This window comes from Nocardioides sp. Z35_8 (genome assembly GCF_059621125.1).
In genome coordinates, this window is sequence record NZ_JCAQIE010000001.1 from 796,644 (window position 1) to 811,823 (window position 15,180).

The 15,180-nt window shown below is 72.9% G+C and carries 17 protein-coding genes; 9 read left to right on the forward strand and 8 right to left on the reverse strand.

Translation table 11 applies throughout. The features are described from left to right. The first annotated feature begins 34 nt into the window (after nt 1-34). Nucleotides 35-583, forward strand: coding sequence for a putative glycolipid-binding domain-containing protein (locus AC54T2_RS03840; RefSeq protein WP_496665568.1), 549 nt, complete (start codon nt 35-37; stop codon nt 581-583). 64 nt (nt 584-647) lie between these two features. Beyond that, a complete protein-coding gene (locus AC54T2_RS03845) occupies nt 648-800 on the forward strand; it encodes a hypothetical protein (protein ID WP_206054456.1) in 153 nt (50 codons plus the stop codon). On the opposite strand, the gene AC54T2_RS03850 is transcribed toward AC54T2_RS03845, so the two are convergent. Both AC54T2_RS03850 and AC54T2_RS03855 read right to left on the reverse strand, forming a co-directional pair. After that, nucleotides 797-1,525: a DinB family protein gene (locus AC54T2_RS03850; RefSeq protein ID WP_489976358.1), complete on the reverse strand. Its 729-nt coding sequence runs from the start codon at nt 1,523-1,525 to the stop codon at nt 797-799. The two genes, AC54T2_RS03845 and AC54T2_RS03850, sit on opposite strands and share 4 nt — an antisense overlap. Nucleotides 1,526-1,606: 81 nt before the next feature. Beyond that, nucleotides 1,607-2,797, reverse strand: coding sequence for a RimK family alpha-L-glutamate ligase (locus AC54T2_RS03855; RefSeq protein ID WP_186339596.1), 1,191 nt, complete (start codon nt 2,795-2,797; stop codon nt 1,607-1,609). Between the two features lie 51 nt (nt 2,798-2,848). Here AC54T2_RS03855 and AC54T2_RS03860 point away from each other — a divergent pair, with 51 nt between their 5' ends. From AC54T2_RS03860 to AC54T2_RS03870, 3 genes are read left to right on the forward strand one after another with little or no spacing between them, the layout of a single operon-like run. Further along, nucleotides 2,849-3,337: a putative ATP-dependent zinc protease gene (locus AC54T2_RS03860; protein WP_489976359.1), complete on the forward strand. Its 489-nt coding sequence runs from the start codon at nt 2,849-2,851 to the stop codon at nt 3,335-3,337. Next, nucleotides 3,338-4,285 (forward strand): succinylglutamate desuccinylase/aspartoacylase family protein, encoded by a 948-nt coding sequence (locus tag AC54T2_RS03865; protein WP_186339598.1) that lies wholly within the window; start codon nt 3,338-3,340, stop codon nt 4,283-4,285. A 34-nt stretch (nt 4,286-4,319) separates the two neighbouring features. Then, nucleotides 4,320-5,531: a cysteine desulfurase-like protein gene (locus tag AC54T2_RS03870; RefSeq protein WP_496665569.1), complete on the forward strand. Its 1,212-nt coding sequence runs from the start codon at nt 4,320-4,322 to the stop codon at nt 5,529-5,531. An 8-nt stretch (nt 5,532-5,539) separates the two neighbouring features. Here AC54T2_RS03870 and AC54T2_RS03875 read toward each other — a convergent pair whose 3' ends face one another. Next, entirely contained in the window at nt 5,540-5,785 is a 246-nt protein-coding gene (locus AC54T2_RS03875) for a hypothetical protein (protein WP_186339600.1), read from the reverse strand. A gap of 67 nt (nt 5,786-5,852) precedes the next feature. Between AC54T2_RS03875 and AC54T2_RS03880 the strand changes: the two genes are divergently transcribed. Then, nucleotides 5,853-6,896, forward strand: coding sequence for a DNA polymerase IV (locus AC54T2_RS03880; protein ID WP_496665570.1), 1,044 nt, complete (start codon nt 5,853-5,855; stop codon nt 6,894-6,896). A 31-nt stretch (nt 6,897-6,927) separates the two neighbouring features. Here AC54T2_RS03880 and AC54T2_RS03885 read toward each other — a convergent pair whose 3' ends face one another. The 3 genes from AC54T2_RS03885 to AC54T2_RS03895 all read right to left on the reverse strand — a co-directional run bounded on the left by AC54T2_RS03885 (nt 6,928) and on the right by AC54T2_RS03895 (nt 11,810). Further along, entirely contained in the window at nt 6,928-8,403 is a 1,476-nt protein-coding gene (locus AC54T2_RS03885; protein WP_496665571.1) for a peptide MFS transporter, read from the reverse strand. 84 nt (nt 8,404-8,487) lie between these two features. Beyond that, on the reverse strand, nt 8,488-11,031 hold the full coding sequence (locus AC54T2_RS03890; protein WP_496665572.1) for an ABC transporter permease: 2,544 nt from the start codon (nt 11,029-11,031) through the stop codon (nt 8,488-8,490). Between the two features lie 2 nt (nt 11,032-11,033). Further along, nucleotides 11,034-11,810, reverse strand: a complete 777-nt coding sequence (locus AC54T2_RS03895; RefSeq protein ID WP_186339604.1) for an ABC transporter ATP-binding protein — start codon at nt 11,808-11,810, stop codon at nt 11,034-11,036. A gap of 141 nt (nt 11,811-11,951) precedes the next feature. Here AC54T2_RS03895 and AC54T2_RS03900 point away from each other — a divergent pair, with 141 nt between their 5' ends. Further along, a complete protein-coding gene (locus AC54T2_RS03900; protein WP_241005261.1) occupies nt 11,952-12,554 on the forward strand; it encodes a LysE/ArgO family amino acid transporter in 603 nt (200 codons plus the stop codon). A gap of 19 nt (nt 12,555-12,573) precedes the next feature. Here AC54T2_RS03900 and AC54T2_RS03905 read toward each other — a convergent pair whose 3' ends face one another. Next, the gene (locus AC54T2_RS03905) at nt 12,574-12,771 is read right to left on the reverse strand and encodes a hypothetical protein (RefSeq protein WP_489976364.1); all 198 of its coding nucleotides are present in this window, start codon (nt 12,769-12,771) and stop codon (nt 12,574-12,576) included. Between the two features lie 39 nt (nt 12,772-12,810). On the opposite strand from AC54T2_RS03905, the gene AC54T2_RS03910 reads away from it, so the two are divergent. After that, a complete protein-coding gene (locus AC54T2_RS03910) occupies nt 12,811-13,443 on the forward strand; it encodes a hypothetical protein (protein WP_186339607.1) in 633 nt (210 codons plus the stop codon). Here AC54T2_RS03910 and AC54T2_RS03915 read toward each other — a convergent pair. Then, nucleotides 13,433-14,389: a helix-turn-helix transcriptional regulator gene (locus AC54T2_RS03915; RefSeq protein WP_496665573.1), complete on the reverse strand. Its 957-nt coding sequence runs from the start codon at nt 14,387-14,389 to the stop codon at nt 13,433-13,435. The genes AC54T2_RS03910 and AC54T2_RS03915 overlap by 11 nt on opposite strands. Before the next feature lie 93 nt (nt 14,390-14,482). On the opposite strand from AC54T2_RS03915, the gene AC54T2_RS03920 reads away from it, so the two are divergent. Then, entirely contained in the window at nt 14,483-15,178 is a 696-nt protein-coding gene (locus AC54T2_RS03920) for an alpha/beta fold hydrolase (RefSeq protein ID WP_186339609.1), read from the forward strand. The last annotated feature ends 2 nt before the right edge of the window (nt 15,179-15,180 follow it).

Consider the following 15,180-nt stretch of genomic DNA (forward strand, 5'->3'; position numbering starts at 1 on the left):
GCCCTTCGCGATCTCGCACGGAACGACTGGACGCATGCCGCAGCTACCCAGATTCGCCGCCTGGCGGTTCGCCGACGCCGTCGCCGGGTTCGAGGTCGTCTACGCCAGTGACGGCGAGCTTCGTGGTCACACCAGCGCCGTAGAGGGTGGCATGCCCTATGCCGTGGACTACCGCATCGCGTTCTCTCGCGGGTGGCGCACCACGTCGGCCGTCGTCAGCAGTGACACCCTCGACGGCCGACGTACCGTCATCCTGTCTGTGAACGGCGACGGTCGTTGGACGGTCGACGACGTGCCTCGACCGGACCTCGACGGGCTCGTGGACGTGGACCTCGAGGCGTCTGCCTGCACCAACACCTTCCCCGTGCACCGCCTGGACCTGCCTGTCGGCGAGACCGTGACGGCCTCGGCGGTCTACGTCCAGGCGCTCGACCTGAAGGTCAGGCGGCTCGACCAGACCTACCGGCGCATCGACGCCAAGCGGTTTCACTACACGTCCGAGGGCGGCTTCGAGGCCGAGCTGCACGTCGACGACCACCTGCTCGTGCTCGACTATCCCGGCATCGCCGTGCGCTTCTCCTGAGCGACTCCGCGCCGCGACCGCCCGCCGGCTGGCCTGGGCCGCGGTCGGGTTCGAGCTGGTCGGCGTGCTCACCGTCGGCACGCTCACCGTGCTCGACCCCGAGCTGTTCCCCGACGCGACCGTGTGGTCGGACTACGGCGCGGGGTATGGCTGGTTGCCGCTGGTGCTGCCGTTCGTGGGGATCGCGTGGCTCTGGCACACGCGGGCGCGGGACTAGGACGACAGGCGCCGGTCCGGCCCCGCGAGGAGGTCGAGGTCGCGCACGCAGAACCGACGGTGCTCGAACTCCTCGCGGAGCACCGTGCCCAGACACTGCCGCAGCGACCGTCCGCGGGCATAGGTCGGCCACCTGTCGTCGGCGGGGACCGGTGCCGGCTCCTGGAGCTCTCGGGACGTGACCGCGTCGAGCCAACGCTCGAGCTCGGCGGCCTGTGCTGCACGGACAGCCAGCACCTCGTCGAGCGTCGGGTCCGCCGACGGGTCGAGCCCCTGCTCCTCGCGGTGGGGCACGGACTCGATGCCGAGGCCCATCGGGGTGAACAGGTCGGTCGACCCGAGGCAGCAGCGCCGGAACCACGAGTCGTGGACGAAGACCAGGTGACGCAGCGTCTGCACGGCCGACCACTCGTCGTCGACGCTCTCGTGCTCGATGCCGGGCGACTCGCGCATGCGTGCCACGGTCGCCGCCCAGTCGGTGCGCAGCTCGCGGCTGGCCCGGCGGAGGTCGGCCACGTCGTCGGAGCGGATGAGCCGTCGGACCGGATGACGACGGTCGAGCTCGGCCTCGACGTAGGCCATGACCTCGACGCCGTTGACGACGAGGTCGGTCACCAGCCCGTCGATCACGGCGCCCTGCATGACCACGCCGACCAGGCGCGCCCCGCTCAGGTCGCACTCGCGGAGCTCCGCGCCCGTCAGGTCCTCGTCCACGAACCGCTTCATGCCCGGCACGCTAGGCCCGGCCACCGACACCGCACCAGGGCACCGTGCAGCGCGGATGCCGGCCAGGGACGCGGGTGGAGGTCAGAGGCTCTCCGGCGGCAGGTGCTTCTTCATCAGCCGCCGCACGCGCTTCTGCTTGCGGTCGGGGATCATCGAGCGCATCTCCTCGAGCTTGCCGAAGCACAGCAGCCGGTCCTCGCCCTCCAGCACCGTCTTGTTGCGCGGGTTGGGGATGACATGGGGGCCGCGGTGCAGGGTCAGGACCGTGATGTCGCGGTCGTCGAGGCCGGAGTCGCCGAGCTTCTTGCCGACCATGTCGGAGCCGTGGTGGACGACGATCTCGGCGACCCCGTAGCCGGTCGAGACGGTCAGCCGCTGGCGCACGTCGATGTCGGGGAAGGCGACCTGGTTGGCCATGTAGTCGACGATCGCGCCCGCCACGTCGAGCTTGGTCGCGGACTCGATGCCCTCCAGGCCGGGTGAGGAGTTGACCTCCATCACCTGCGGTCCCTTGCGTCCCTCGAGCATGTCGACGCCCGCCACCCGCAGGCCCATGATCTGCGCGGACCGCACCGCCACGCGCTCGAACTCCTCGTCGAGGTCGACCGCCTCCACGGTGCCACCACGGTGGACGTTGGAGCGGAACTCGTCGCCCTGCGCGACCCGGCGCATCGCCGCGACCACCCGGTCGCCGACGACGAGGGCGCGGATGTCACGGCCCTTGCTCTCCTTGACGAAGCGCTGGATGAGGACGTTCTGCCGGGTGCTCTGCAGGGTCTCGATGATCGCCTCGGCCACCTTGATGGTCGGGGCCAGGATCACGCCGATGCCCTGGGTGCCCTCGAGGAGCTTGATCACGACCGGCGCGCCGCCGACCCGCTCGATCGCCGGAATCACGTCGGCGCGGTCGCGCACGAAGGTCGTCGCCGGCATCGGGATCTTGTGGCGCGAGAGGATCTGCGTCGCGCGCAGCTTGTCGCGGCTGTTGGCGATGCCGTAGCTCGTGTTGGGGGTGTAGACGTCCATCTGCTCGAACTGGCGCACGACGGCGGTGCCGAAGTAGGTGATCGAGTTGCCGATGCGCGGCAGCACGGCGTCGTACGTCGAGAGCTGCTTGCCGCGGAACAGCAGGTCGGGCTCCTCGCCGGAGAGGTCGATGCCGAAGCGCAGGGTGTTGAGCACCTTCACGTCGTGACCGCGGTCCACGGCGGCCGTGCGCAGCCGCTGCGTGCTGTAGGACCGCGGGGCCCGGGAGAGGATGGCGAGCTTCATGGGCAGCATCCAACCACCCCCTCCGCGGCGCCCACCTGCCAAGATGGCCCGGTGTCCACAGCCCCCCAGCCACCCGCGCTCGACAAGGTCGTGCTGGGCTGGCGCGAGTGGGTGGCGCTGCCCCAGGCCGGGGTGCCGTGGGTCAAGGCCAAGATCGACACGGGCGCCCGATCGTCGTCGATGCACGCCTTCGACCTCGAGGCCCACGAGCGTGACGGGCAGCAGCGGGTGCGCTTCTCGATCCACCCCTGGCAGCGCTCCGACGACGACCTCGTCGAGCTCGACCTGCCCGTCCTCGACCGCCGTGAGGTGCGCTCCAGCAACGGTCAGGCCGAGCAGCGCTACGCGGTCGCGCTCGACGTCACGCTCGCCGGACGCACCATCACGACCGAGATGACGCTCAGCAACCGCGACGAGATGGGCTTCCGGATGCTGATCGGCCGCGAGGCGCTGGCGCGCGGCTTCCTCGTCGACGCGTCGGTGTCGTACGCCGGTGGGCGGCCGCGCCGCGCCGTGCGCCGCAAGAACTGGGGCAGGTAGGTGGCGCGCGAGTCCTTCGCCATCGGCGGGGTCCGGATCCGCGCCGGGTCGGCGCGTGCTCTCGAGCTGCCGATCACCCGGCTCGTCACCGGCGCCGAGGTCACGCTGCCGGTGCGCGTGGTGCACGGGCGCGAGGACGGTCCGCGGATCTGGATCGACGCCGCCATCCACGGCGACGAGGTGGCGGGCGTGGAGGTGGTGCGCCAGGTGATGGCCGGACTCGACCCCAAGACGTTCCGCGGCACGCTCGTCGCGGTGCCGATCGTCAACGTGCTCGGCTTCATGACGGGCGACCGCTACCTGCCCGACCGCCGCGACCTCAACCGGTCGTTCCCCGGCTCGCCCCGCGGCTCGCTGGCCAGCCGCATCGCCCACCTGTTCATGCGCGAGATCGTCGCCGGCTGCGAGGTCGGCATCGACCTGCACACCGGCTCCGATCAGCGCAGCAACCTGCCCCAGGTGCGGGCCGACCTCGACGACCCCCGCACCCGCGAGCTGGCGGCCGCCTTCGGTGCGCCGGTCATGCTCCACGCCCGGATCCGTGACGGCTCGCTGCGCCACGCGGCGGGCGAGCACGGCGCGCGGGTGCTGCTCTACGAGGCCGGGGAGAACCTCCGCTTCGACGACTACGCCGTCGAGGCCGGCGTGGTCGGCGTACGCCGGGTGCTCGCCGCGCTGGGGATGACCGAGCCGGTGGAGGAGCCGCCGGTCGAGCCGAGCCTGGAGTGCCGCTCCAGCGGCTGGGTGCGTGCGCGGCGCTCGGGCATCCTGCACCTCGACGCCCACCTCGGCCAGAAGGTGAGCGACGGCGAGCGGCTCGGCACCCTCTTCGACTCCTTCGGCAAGACGCTCCGCGCGGTCTACGCCAACCGTGACGGCGTCGTGATCGGCCGCACCGAGGCCCCCCTGGTCAACTCCGGGGACGCGGTGGTGCACATCGCCGGGTGAGCGCCCGGTCGGGGCGTCTGGTTGAGTGCGCAGCATGCCTGCCGACCTGCCCGTCCTCGACGTCGCCGCCTTCCGTGCCGAGTTCCCCTCGCTCGAGTCGGGCATCGCCCACTTCGACAACCCGGGCGGCACGCAGACGCCCCGCGTCGTCGGCGACGCCATCGCGCGCACCCTCACCGGCCCGCTGTCGCAGCGCGGCTCCGCGCTGGTCAGCCAGCGCAACGCCGAGGACGCCGTGGTCGGCTTCCGCGCCGCCGTCGCCGACCTCGTCGCGGGCCGACCGGGTGGCGTGGTCCACGGGCGCAGCGCCACCGCGCTGACCTACGACGTCTCGCGCACCCTGTCTCGCACCTGGTCGCCCGGCGACGAGATCGTGGTCAGCGAGCTCGACCACGACTCCAACGTGCGCCCGTGGCTCCAGGCCGCCGAGCGGGCCGGCGTCACCGTGCGCTGGCTGCGCCTCGATCCCGCGACCGGCGAGCTCGACCTCACCTCGCTCGAGGAGATCACCGAGCGGACCCGCCTCGTCGCGCTGACCGCGGCCTCCAACCTGCTCGGCACCCGGCCGCCGGTCGCCACCGTCGCCGCCCGCGCCCACGAGGTCGGGGCGCTCGTCCACGTCGACGCGGTGCACCACACGGCCCACGCCGCCCCCGACATCACCGCGATGGGCGCTGACCTCCTGGTGTGCTCGCCCTACAAGTTCTTCGGTCCCCACTGCGGCGCCCTGGTCGCCGACCCGGCGCTGCTGGAGACGCTGCGGCCGGACAAGCTGCTCCCCTCCACCGACGTGGTCCCCGAGCGCTTCGAGCTCGGCACGCTGCCCTACGAGCTGCTCGCCGGCGTCACCGCCGCCGTCGACCTGATCGCCTCGCTGGGCTCGGGCGACACGCGTCGCGAGCGGCTGGTCGACGCGGCCGGCCGCATCGCCGCCCACGAGCTGCGCCTGCGCGAGCGGATCGAGGACGGGCTCGTCGGCCTCGGCGACCGGCTCACCCTGCACTCGCGGGCGGCCTCGCGCACCTCGACGCTGTTCCTCACCCTGCGCGACCACGCGCCCGGGGAGGTCTTCGAGCGGCTCGCCCGCCGCGACGTGCTGGTGCCGGCCGGGACGTTCTACGCCCACGAGACCTTCCGCGCCCTCGGGCTCCCGGTCGACTCGGGGCTGCGGATCGGCCTCGCCGCCTACAACGACGACCGCGACGTCGACCGGCTCCTCGACGGGCTGGCCGACGCCCTCGGCTGAGGGCCGACTCAGTCGCTGATGTGGCCGCCGTCGGCCTGGTCGGCGACGTCCGCGGCGCCGGGACCGTGCTCATGGGCCTCGGAGTCGACGTCGTCGGTGTCGACCGTGTCGCCGACGGTCGCGTTGCCGCGCGGCTGGGCGTCGAGCGCGCGCTGGCGGTCGGCGTCGCTGACCCGCTCGCCCGCTCCGGGGAAGACCGACTCCTCCGGGTGCTCGGCGTAGGGATCGCGCCCGGTCTGCTCGTCGCTCGTCATGTCTCCACCGTACGCCGACGGGTGGTCGCAGACGCGCGGACGAAGGGCTTGCGGCCACAATGGCGAGGTGCCACAGCACTGGGTCCTCCACGTCGACATGGACCAGTTCCTCGTCGCCGTCGAGCTGCTCAGGCGCCCCGAGCTGGTCGGGCTGCCCGTGGTGGTCGGCGGACGGGGCGACCCGACCGAGCGGGCCGTCGTCTCCACCGCGTCCTACGAGGCCCGCGCCCACGGCGTGCGCAGCGGGCTGGCGCTCAAGCTGGCCAAGCGGCGCTCGCCAGACGCGGTCTTCCTGCCGGTCGACTTCCCCGTCTACGAGGAGGCGTCGGCGCGGGTGATGGAGACGCTGCGCGCGACGCCCGGCGCGGTCGTGGAGGTGCTCGGCTGGGACGAGGCGTTCGTCGGGGTCGAGACCGACGACCCGGTCGCGACGGCGCGAACCGTGCAGGCCGCGGTGCTCGCAGCGACCGGGCTGCACTGCTCGGTCGGCATCGGCGACACGCTGGTCCGGGCCAAGATCGCGACCGACTTCGGCAAGCCGCAGGGCACGTTCGTGCTGACCCGCGACAACTGGATGGAGGTCATGGGCGACCGCCCGACCACCGCGCTGTGGGGCGTCGGGAACAGGATCGGCGCGCGGCTCGAGGCGATCGGGATCCGCACCGTCGCCGACCTCGCCGGTGCCGACGACGAGGCCCTGGTCGCGGCGTTCGGCCCGACCAACGGCCCCCACCTCGGCCGGCTCGGGCGCGGCGGCGGCCGCTCGCGACCCGACGACACCCCGTGGGTGGCCCGCGCCCACGGCCGCGAGACGACGTTCCAGTCCGACCTCGCGACGCCCGAGGAGGTGCGCACCGCCCTCCTCGAGCTCGCCGGGCGGGTCGTGGAGGACGTCCGCAAGGAGGGCCGGGCGGTCATGCGGGTGCACCTGAAGGTGCGCTTCGCCCCGTTCTTCACCGTCACCCGGATCCGCAAGCTCGCCGAGCCGACGTACGACGTCGAGGTGGTCGCCCGGACGGCCCACGAGCTCTACCTCGCCCTGGACGACGCGCGCCCGGTGCGGCTGCTGGGGGTGCGCGGGGAGATGGTCGCCCCCGAGGGCGGCTACTGAGTCGCCCCCCCGGCCGAGCGCCTCGAGCAGGTCAGTCGACGCCGGCCATCAGCCGGTGGATCGGCTTCGACGCGAGCATCACCACGACGCCGGTGACCACTGAGGCGAGGCCCACCCAGAGGAAGAACGGCGCCTCGTCGGTCTCGTCGTAGAAGCCGGCGAGCGTGCCGGCGAGAGCCGTGCCGAGGGCGATGGACAGGAAGTAGAGCGCGATCATCTGCGTCGCGAACTTGCGAGGCGCGAGCTTGGTCGTGGCGCTGAGCCCCACCGGCGAGATCAGCAGCTCGGCCAGGGTGAAGACGAGCAGGATGCCCGCGAGGCCGAGCAGCGGCGCGGTGTTCTGGCCGCTCGGCATCAGCAGGAAGCCGAAGAACGCCACGCCCATCAGCGCGGTACCCGCGCCGAACTTGACCGGTGTCGACGGCTGCCGCGTGCCCAACCGGGTCCACAGCGCCGCGAACACCCCGGCCAGCACGATGATGAAGACCGGGTTGATGCTGGTGACCCACGAGACCGGCATCTCCCACCCGAGGATGTCGCGGTCGAGGCGCTTGTCGGCGTAGATCGTCACCACGGTGAACTGCTGCTGGTAGAGCGACCAGAACACCACGTTGCACACGAACAGCGGCATGAAGGCGAAGATCCGGCTTCGCTCCGCACCCTGCACCTCCCGGTCGGCGAGGATCACCGCGAAGTAGGCGATCGCGGCCACCAGGCTGATGCCGATGACGATGGTGGAGAGGCGGGCGGCGGTGATCACGTCGACCCACACCAGGACGGCGACCAGGGCGAGGGCGAGCACCGCGACGGCGACGTAGCGCGGCCACCGACCCGGGGGCAGTGGGTTGGCGACGCGGTGCGTCTTCTCGGGCAGCTTGCTGCGGGTGGCGGCGTACTGCGCCAGGCCGAGCGCCATCCCGACCGCCGCCGCCCCGAAGCCCCAGTGGAAGCCGGCCTCCTTCTGCAGCAGGCCGGTCAGCAACGGCCCGAGCAGCGCACCGATGTTGATGCCCATGTAGAACAGCGAGAAGCCGGCGTCACGGCGGGTGTCGTGCTCGTCGTAGAGCGAGCCGACCAGGGAGGTCGCCGTCGCCTTCACCCCGCCCGAGCCGAGGGCGATGAGCACCAGGCCCACGCCGACGCCGAGCAGGCCGGGAAGCAGGGCGAGGGCGAGGTGGCCGGCCATCACGCAGACCGCGGAGGAGAAGAGCGTCCGCTCGGGTCCGATCACCCGGTCGGCGAGCCACGCGCCGAGGATGGTCGAGAGGTAGACCCCGCCGCCGTAGGCGCCCACGATGCCGGTCGCGACGCCCTCGTCGATGCCCAGCCCGCCCCGGGACGCGGAGTAGTAGAGGTAGATCAGCAGGATGCCCTGCATGCCGTAGAAGCTGAACCGCTCCCACAGCTCGACCCCGAAGAGGTTGGCCAGCACTCCCGGCTGGCCGAAGAAGCGGGTGTCGGACCGGTCCTCGAGACGGGTTCCCTGCGCGTCGCGTGAGTCGCTCACCTGTCCACGGTGCCACCGACGCCCGGATGCGTCAGCACCCGGGGCCGGTGGGAGCGGCGGACGACCAGGTGCTACTCCGTCGTGCTACTCCGTGGCGATCGCGTCGAGCACCTTCATCCGCGACGCCCGTACGGCGGGCACGATCGCGGCCAGCACCCCGAACACCACCGCGATCACCAGGAAGACCGCGAGCGAGCCGAGCGGCAGGGCCAGCACGGTCAGGTCCTCGGAGAGCGACTGGCGCAGCGCCACCCCGATGAGGAGTCCGACCACGAGCCCGAGGACCGCCCCGAGCACCGCGATGGTGATCGACTCGAGCGTGATCATCAGCCGCAGGCGCCGCCTCGAGAGCCCCACGGCGCGCAGCAGGCCCACCTCGCGGGTGCGCTCGATGACGCTGAGGCCGAGGGTGTTGACGATGCCGATGACGGCGATGACGACCGCGAGCGCGAGCAGGCCGTAGATCATGAACAGCAGCTGGTTGACCTGCTGCTTGATCAGCTCGGAGAAGCCCTCCTTGTCCTGCACCGTGACGATCGGCAGGTCCGCGACCACCTCGTCGAGGGCGTCGTGCACCGCGTCGACGTCGGCGCCGTCGGTGACGTTGATGCTGAGCGTGCTGTCGTTGCGCCGCAGCCCGGCGTCCTCGAGGACGCCGATGGGCATCGTCACGCCGTTGGTGATCGGCGTGTCCTCGAAGATCCCGACGACCTCGAGGGCGACGGTCCGACCTCCGGGGAAGGACGCCGGGATCGTGCTGCCCACGTCGGCGCCGAGGTCGCTCGCGGTCGACGCGCTGAGGATCGTCTGGTCGCCGCTCATGTCCTGGGTGCCGGCGCGCATGTCGAGGTCGTAGATGTCGCCGAACGCGTCGTCGACGCCCGCCACGAAGCTCTGGTCCTGGTCGACGAGGGCCACCGACCCCTGCATCCGGGAGACCGTGCCGACGCCGTCGACCTCGGCCATCTCGTCGCCCACCTGGGTGGGGAAGCCCTGGAAGCTCGGCGACTGCACGAGGAAGTCGCTGCGGAACTCGCGGTCGACCAGCTCGTCGTTGGTCGCGCTCAACGACGACGCCAGCACGCCCACGGCCGAGACCACGGCGAGGCCGATCATCAGCGCCGAGGCGGTCGCCCCGGTGCGCCGTGGGTTGCGCAGCGCGTTCTCGCCGGCGAGCTTGCCGGTGGTGCCGAAGAGCTTGTCGAACAGGGTGCGGCAGGCCAGGAGCACCGGGTGCCCGAGGACCGGCGCCATCACCGCGACGGTGATCACCCAGATCACCGCGCCCGCGCCGATCCACCCCGGGTCGGCGCCCGGTGCGCCGACCAGGCCCGCGACCATGAGCGCGCCGCCGACGACGAGGGCGAGGGTGCCCAGCACGAGGCGCCGGCGACCGAGTGCCTTCTCCTGGACGGTGAGGTCGTCGCGGAGGGCCGCCACCGGCGGCACCTTCGCGGCGCGGCGGGCGGGCACGAACGCCGCGACCATCGTCACCACGATGCCGACGACGTAGGCGGCGATCACCGTGGACGGGGTCAGCACCAGCACCTCGGACGCGATGTCGAGGCCCTGCGAGCGGAAGATCGCGGCGAGCCCGCGCGAGAGCCCGAGCCCGATCAGGAGGCCCAGGGTGGAGCCCAGGACCCCCATCAGGAACGCCTCGACGAGCACCGAGCGCGTCACCTGCCGACGGCTGGCCCCGAGCGCGCGCAGCAGCGCCGACTCGCGCACCCGCTGGGAGACCAGGATCGAGAAGGTGTTGAAGATGATGAACGCGCCCACGACGATCGCGATCACCGCGAAGGCCACCAGGAAGTAGCCGATGACGTCGAGGAACTGCCCGATCTGCTCGTCGGACTCGTCGATCACCTCCTGCCCGGTGACGGCGGTGAAGCCGTCGGGCAGGACGGTCTTCGCGGCGTCGGCGAGCTCGGTCTGGCTGGCCCCGTCGGCGGCGGTGAGGGCCACCGTGGTGTAGGCGTCCTCGCCGTCGAGGAAGACGTCCTGGGCCTCGCTCGTCTCGAGCAGCGCGAGCGTGGCGCCGGCCGTGCCGCCGCCGTTGAAGTTGGACGTGCCGACGAGCTCGAACTCCTTGCGCAGCTGGCCGGTGGGCAGCAGGAGGGTGACCTCGTCGCCCAGCTCGTAGCCGCCGCGCTCGGCCGAGGACGCGTCGAGGTTGATCTGGCCGGGCGCGTCCGGCCACTCGCCCGACTCGAGGACCAGGATCGGCTCGCCCGCGATGTTGACGCCGTCGTTGTGGTTGAAGACCAGGGTGGGCGCGCCGGTGCCGCCGACGAGCTTGCCGTCCTCCCCGAGCAGGTAGGCGCCGACCCCGTCGACCGAGCCGTCGGCCGCGGCGACCTCGGGCAGCGCGGCCAACCGGTCGACGGCCTTCGGCTTGATCAGGCTGGTGGTGCCGGCGCCGGAGGCCTGGAACGACACCTCGCCCTCGGTGCGCACGACGGCGTCGGAGGTGGAGCCCTCGATGATGTTGTCGAAGGTCGCGCCGAGGCCGTGGCTGAAGGTGAGGACGCCGGCGAGGAAGCCGATGCCCAGCACGATCGCCAGCGTGCTCATCACCAGGCGGACCTTGCGGGCCACCAGGTTGCGCCAGGTGAGGCGGAGCATGCTCAGCCCGCCTTGCGGGCCGCGGCGTCGCCGAGGCGGCCCATGCGCTCGAGGATCGCGTCGCGGTCGGGGTCGCGCAGCTCGTCGACGAGCTTGCCGTCGGCGAGGAACAGGACCCGGTCGGCGTAGGCCGCCGCGACCGGGTCGTGGGTCACCATGACCACCGTCTGGGCGAACTCGTCGACGCTGCGACGCAGGAAGCCGAGCACCTCGGCCGAGCTGGTGGAGTCGAGGTTGCCGGTGGGCTCGTCGGCGAAGACGATCGACGGGCGGCTCACCAGCGCGCGTGCGCAGGCGACGCGCTGCTGCTGCCCGCCCGACATCTCGCTGGGCCGGTGGCCCAGCCGCGGGCGCAGGCCGACGGCGTCGATGACTGCGTCGAACCACTCCTTGTCGGCCTTCTTGCCGGCCAGGTCGAGCGGGAGGACGATGTTCTCGCGCGCGGTCAGGGTCGGCACGAGGTTGAACGCCTGGAAGACGAAGCCGATCCGGTCGCGGCGGAGCGTGGTGAGCGCCTTGTCCTTGAGGGCTCCCAGCGACGTGCCGTCGACGACCGCCTCGCCGGACGTCGGGGCGTCGAGTGCCGCCAGGCAGTGCATCAACGTGGACTTGCCGGACCCCGAGGGACCCATGATGGCGGTGAACTCCCCCTTCATCAGGTCGACGGTCACGCCGTCGAGGGCCCGCACCTGCGCCTCCGCCGAGCCGTAGACCTTCACCAGGTCACGTGCACGTGCCGCCACGCCCTGCGGCGCCTCTCCCGTGGGCTGCTCACTCATGTGAGGAAGTCTGACAGGGGGCCACGCAGCAGGGCCATGGATAACACCCGCAGCGGACCCTGACATGTGTCAGGGCCGGGGCAAGGGTCCGGTGAGGGCCGGTGAGGGCCGGCGAGGGTCCGGCGCCCTAGGTTGGCACGCGTGGGAGACGTCGTCGCAGGGCTGCTGACCGGTCTGGCGCTGATCGTGGCGATCGGCGCGCAGAACGCGTTCGTCCTGCGCCAGGGGCTGCGCCGCAGCCACGTCGGGCTGGTGGTGGGCGTGTGCGCGCTGTCCGACGTCGTGCTCATCGTCGCCGGGGTCGCCGGGATCGGGGTCGTCGTCGACCGTGCGCCGTGGGCCGTCGAGGTGGTGCGCTGGCTCGGCGTCGCGTTCCTCACCGGCTACGGCGCGGCGTCGCTGCTGCGTGCTCGGCGGCCGCAGGCGCTCGACGCGGCGGGCGGGGAGGTCGAGGCCCGGCGGGGCGTGGTGGTCCGGGCGGTGGCGCTGACCTGGCTCAACCCCCACGTCTACCTCGACACCGTGCTCCTGCTCGGCTCGATCGCGGGCACCCACGGTGCGTCCGGTCGCTGGTGGTTCGCGCTCGGGGCGTGCGCGGCGAGCCTCGCATGGTTCGCCGGGCTCGGGTACGGCGCCCGGCTGCTCGCGCCGCGCCTGGCGAGCCCGCGGGCGTGGCAGGTGCTCGACGTGCTCGTCGGGCTGGTCATGCTGGCGATCGCCGTCCGCCTCGCCCTCGGGGCCTGAGCCGCGCGGCCGCGCCGCCTCAGGCCTCGGTCGTGCCCGACCCGTCGCCCGACCCGCCGCCCTGCCGGGCGAGCGCCTCGTCGTGGCGCGCGCGCAGCCGCTCGCGGATCTCGTCGGGCTCGTAGTGGCGGCGCGCCCGCTCGTCACGCGCGACGGCCGCGCCCGTGGCGACGCCCGCGAGGATCCCCGCCAGGCCGAGCCACTTCCACACGCGCATGCGGCGAGCCTAGCGCCGTTCCTGCGGCAGACTGCGCGCATGGCATCGGCCCTGACCCTCGACCAGGCGGTCGACCTGACGCGCAGCGGCGACATCTGGCTGTTCCGCGGCCGGCGGGCGCCCGACCGCGCCATCCGCGCCGTCACCAACGCCCCGGTCAACCACGTCGGGATGGCGGTCGTCGTCGACGACCTGCCGCCCCTGATCTTCCACGCCGAGCTCGGCCGGTCGCAGCTCGACGTGTGGACCGGCGCCCACCACCGCGGCGTGCAGCTGCACGACCTGCGCGAGGCGGTCGGGCGGTGGCACACCGACTACGACCAGGACGCCTGGGTGCGCCAGCTCGCGCCCGAGATCGGTGCCGAGGAGGAGGACGGCATGCTGCGCGCCGTCGCCCGGCTCGACGGGGTCTCCTTCCCGAGCATGGCGCGGCTCGGAGCGCGCTGGCTGCGCGGCCGCGACGCCTACGTCCCCCACCGCGAGCGGGGTCGGCGGGTCACCCCGGAGGCGGCGTTCTGCGCCGAGGTCGTGGCGACCTGCTACATGGAGATGGGCATCCTGCGCGACGACCGGCGGGCCACCTGGTACGACCCGGGCACGTTCTGGAGCGGCGACCACCTGCCCGTCGCGCCCGGCTGGACGCTCGGCACGGAGGTCGCGGTCAGTCGCTGACCGCGCGCCCGAGCCGCTCGGCCACCACCGCCACCGCCGCCCGGAGCTCCGCCCCACCGGCCACCGTGAACGGGAACGGGACGCCGGCCAGCCACTCCCCGGCGTAGGCCTCGGGGTTGCTGGTGCTGCCGAGCAGCTCGCAGCGCCCGCCCGGCAGCTCGCGCAGCTCGCCGATGGTCGGCCGGATCCACGGGCGTACCTCGTCGAGAGGCGCGTCGAAGACGACGTGCGTGTCGTGCTCCCACCCCTTGGCGAGGTTGGCCTCCAGCGCCGCGGCCGGGTCGAGGTCGGCCGGCACCTCGAACGTGCCGTCGAGCAGCTCCACGGCGGTGATCCGGTCGACGCGGAAGGTGCGCAGCGCGTCGGCGTGGTGGGAGTGGCACAGCAGGTACCACCGGCCGTGGCGGACCACGACCGACCAGGGGTCGACGACGAACGTGCGCTCGCTGCCGACCGCGGTGCGGTAGCCCACCTCGACCTGCCGCTGGGCCGCCACCGCCGCGACCAGCTCGGTGGTGACCTCGGGGTCGGGACGCACCGGGGTGCGCTCGGGGACGGCTCGCGCCGTCTCCCGTACCGCGACGGCCTGGCGGGCGACGTTGGTGGGCAGCACCCGCAGGATCTTGCCCAGCGCAGCGCCGACCGGGTCGCCTGAGTCGGCCACCGCGTGGTGGGAGTCGAGGGCGGCCATCACGAGACCCAGCGCCTCGGTGGCGGAGAAGACCAGCGGTGGCAGGCGCAGCCCGCGCCCGAGGGTGTAGCCGCCGTAGGGACCGCGGGTGGACTCGACCGGGATGTCGGCCTCGCGCAGGATCGCGACGTAGCGCCGCGCGGCCCGCTCGGTGACCCCGAGCCGTGCCGCCAGGTCGGCCGCGGTCGTGCCCGGCCGCGCCTGCAGGATGTCGAGCGCCCGCAGCGCGCGGGCGGTGGGGCTGATGTCGCTCACGCGGACATCCTCGCACCGGTTCCGGACGGAAAACGTCCGCAACCGGTCCTAGCGTGGGCGTCGAGGGTCGACACCCACCACCAAGGAGGACCCATGGACATCGTGCTCATCCCCGGACTCTGGCTCGACGGCTCGGCCTGGGACGACGTGCTGCCCGAGCTCGAGGCGCTCGGCCACCGAGGCGTACCGGTGACGCTGCCCGGGCAGGGCGACGGCGCCCCCACCGCGACGTACGACGACCAGGCCGACGCGGTGCTCGCCGCCGTCGACGCCGCCGAGGGCGCACCCGTCGTGGTGGGGCACTCCGCCGCGTCCACGCTGGCGTGGGTGGCCGCGGACCGGCGCCCCGACGCCGTGACGGGCGTCGTGCTGATCGGCGGCTTCCCGACGACCGACGGCGAGACCTATGCCGACTTCTTCGAGACCGACGGCGACGCCGTCGCGTTCCCGGGCTGGGAGCCGTTCGCCGGACCCGACTCCGACGACATGTCCCCCGAGCTCAAGGCCGAGGTCGCCGCAGGCACCCACCCGGTGCCCGTCGGGGTGACCAAGGGCGTGGTGCGCTGGACCGACGAGCGGCGTCACGGCGTGCCGCTGACCCTCGTCTGCCCGGAGTTCAGCCCCGCCCAGGCGCAGGAGTGGATCGACGGCGGCGACGTCCCCGAGCTCGCCGCCGCGACGGCCCTCGAGCTGGTCGACCTCGACTCCGGCCACTGGCCGATGTTCACCCGGCCGGCCGCCCTGGCGGCGCTGCTCGACGCCGCGGCCACCCGCTCACGGATCGGCTGAGC

What these genes read in the sequence shown, in the direction of transcription:
- AC54T2_RS03840 (WP_496665568.1), top strand. Translation starts at nt 35, where the DNA reads ATGCCGCAGCTACCCAGATTCGCCGCCTGGCGGTTCGCCGACGCCGTC.
- AC54T2_RS03850 (WP_489976358.1), bottom strand. Translation starts at nt 1,525, where the DNA reads ATGAAGCGGTTCGTGGACGAGGACCTGACGGGCGCGGAGCTCCGCGAG.
- AC54T2_RS03855 (WP_186339596.1), bottom strand. Translation starts at nt 2,797, where the DNA reads ATGAAGCTCGCCATCCTCTCCCGGGCCCCGCGGTCCTACAGCACGCAG.
- AC54T2_RS03870 (WP_496665569.1), top strand. Translation starts at nt 4,320, where the DNA reads ATGCCTGCCGACCTGCCCGTCCTCGACGTCGCCGCCTTCCGTGCCGAG.
- AC54T2_RS03875 (WP_186339600.1), bottom strand. Translation starts at nt 5,785, where the DNA reads ATGACGAGCGACGAGCAGACCGGGCGCGATCCCTACGCCGAGCACCCG.
- AC54T2_RS03890 (WP_496665572.1), bottom strand. Translation starts at nt 11,031, where the DNA reads ATGCTCCGCCTCACCTGGCGCAACCTGGTGGCCCGCAAGGTCCGCCTG.
- AC54T2_RS03895 (WP_186339604.1), bottom strand. Translation starts at nt 11,810, where the DNA reads ATGAGTGAGCAGCCCACGGGAGAGGCGCCGCAGGGCGTGGCGGCACGT.
- AC54T2_RS03905 (WP_489976364.1), bottom strand. Translation starts at nt 12,771, where the DNA reads ATGCGCGTGTGGAAGTGGCTCGGCCTGGCGGGGATCCTCGCGGGCGTC.
- AC54T2_RS03910 (WP_186339607.1), top strand. Translation starts at nt 12,811, where the DNA reads ATGGCATCGGCCCTGACCCTCGACCAGGCGGTCGACCTGACGCGCAGC.
- AC54T2_RS03920 (WP_186339609.1), top strand. Translation starts at nt 14,483, where the DNA reads ATGGACATCGTGCTCATCCCCGGACTCTGGCTCGACGGCTCGGCCTGG.